Genomic DNA, 1,306 nt, shown 5'->3' on the forward strand with positions numbered 1-1,306 from the left:
GCAGAAATGTCGTTGGCCAGATACGCCGCCATCATGTTGTGCAACATGGAACCGTTGCCGCAGATGCCTGCCACCGCCGATTCAGAAGAAACTTTCTGCGGAATGCCTGGCGTTGCCGTCGCCGTTGACAGCATCTGACCGATCAGCAGTGTGCGCTGTACCGCGGTCGCAGTATTCGCCATCGAGTTATCAAACTCGGCGTAGAAAAACGGCGCGCGCTGGTTTGAATGGATGCGAGTAAATGGAACGGTCATTGATCACTCTCCTGGCTTTTCTTCCCCGCCACCGGCTTAGTCGATGCGTTAGGGTCGAATTTTTGTACATCGCCATCCTTCAGGCGGCGCCCCCAAAAAATATTATCGGGAACCTGTTCGCCGGATTCCGGCAAAAAGGTGCCCTTGACCGGATCGCGCACAATGCGCCCCGGTACGGGTTTCACAAACATAGGGTTACTCCAGATCGATTTTTACGAGTGGTTCAGGGGTGCCATCCGGCATGGAGATCGTGACGTCAATTCCCTCAAGCGGAGACGCGTCTATTTCATAAAACTCTTCGGGGCCCTGATAGTATTCGATATCCAGTTCCATCAGTAACTGGGCGGTATGCCCTTCGCCGTCAGCGTCCACATCAATGGTCGAACGCACCTGCAGAAACTGCTGAATTTTTCGCGTCAGTTCATAGCTATTGATGACTGCACGCTCTACCTGCTCGCGTAGCTGCTCAAGCGCTTCTTCGGCTTTTTCTGCCCCGTTGTCCTCCGCCGCATCGTCCAATTCCTGCAGCCGGCCGGTGATGCGTACCGTGGTCACCGTGTTGAACTGGGGCACATTGCGCCCCAGGGAACTCTTCACGTCGATCGGCGTCTGCACCAGGAGAACAGGATACATATCTGCAGTGGTGGGCCAATCCCGAGGCGAATAAACCCGATCGCCGGCATCGGTCTTATTCTTCAACGCCTCAATGACCAGCAACCGGACTCCTCTCGGGTTCATGATTTCACCTTGTTGAGAATAAGCTTCGTCCCCCCGTGGCTATCAGGTTGAACATCCGCTACGGCAAAGAGCGTATTGACCGGCACCCCACCAACGATGCCGACCAATACCCGGTCCCCCTGTTTAGGCGGTGCCCGGAACTGACTATCACGCACACCCAGCACAGGCTTGGTGGTGTTAATAGTGCTGCCATCGTCCAGCGGCTCGACCTCCTGCGTATAGGCCCGATCGAATATGCCGCTAATGGTGTAAGGCTCCGCGCCGCCGCCAGGGCGATACTCAACCGGGTCACCAAAAACGCCGTGCAACGGCGC

General features: G+C 56.1%; 3 protein-coding genes and 1 pseudogene. All 4 read right to left on the reverse strand.

Features of this window, described 5'->3' with window-relative positions; all coding sequences use genetic code 11:
• Positions 1-254: pseudogene (locus tag C9411_RS25240) on the reverse strand (phage tail protein); the annotation flags it as partial.
• Positions 251-445 carry a DUF2635 domain-containing protein gene (locus tag C9411_RS25245; RefSeq protein ID WP_060432164.1) on the reverse strand — a complete coding sequence of 65 codons (195 nt, stop codon included), beginning with the start codon at positions 443-445 and terminating at the stop codon, positions 251-253. The pseudogene C9411_RS25240 and the gene C9411_RS25245, both read right to left, overlap by 4 nt.
• 4 nt (positions 446-449) lie before the next feature.
• The gene (locus tag C9411_RS25250) at positions 450-992 is read right to left on the reverse strand and encodes an ATP-binding protein (protein WP_107228160.1); all 543 of its coding nucleotides are present in this window, start codon (positions 990-992) and stop codon (positions 450-452) included.
• Positions 989-1,306: hypothetical protein (locus C9411_RS25255; protein ID WP_107228161.1), on the reverse strand; the 318-nt coding region annotated here is incomplete at its 5' end. The genes C9411_RS25250 and C9411_RS25255, both read right to left, overlap by 4 nt.

This window comes from Serratia sp. Nf2 (assembly GCF_003028435.1).
Lineage (GTDB): Bacteria > Pseudomonadota > Gammaproteobacteria > Enterobacterales > Enterobacteriaceae > Serratia > Serratia marcescens_L.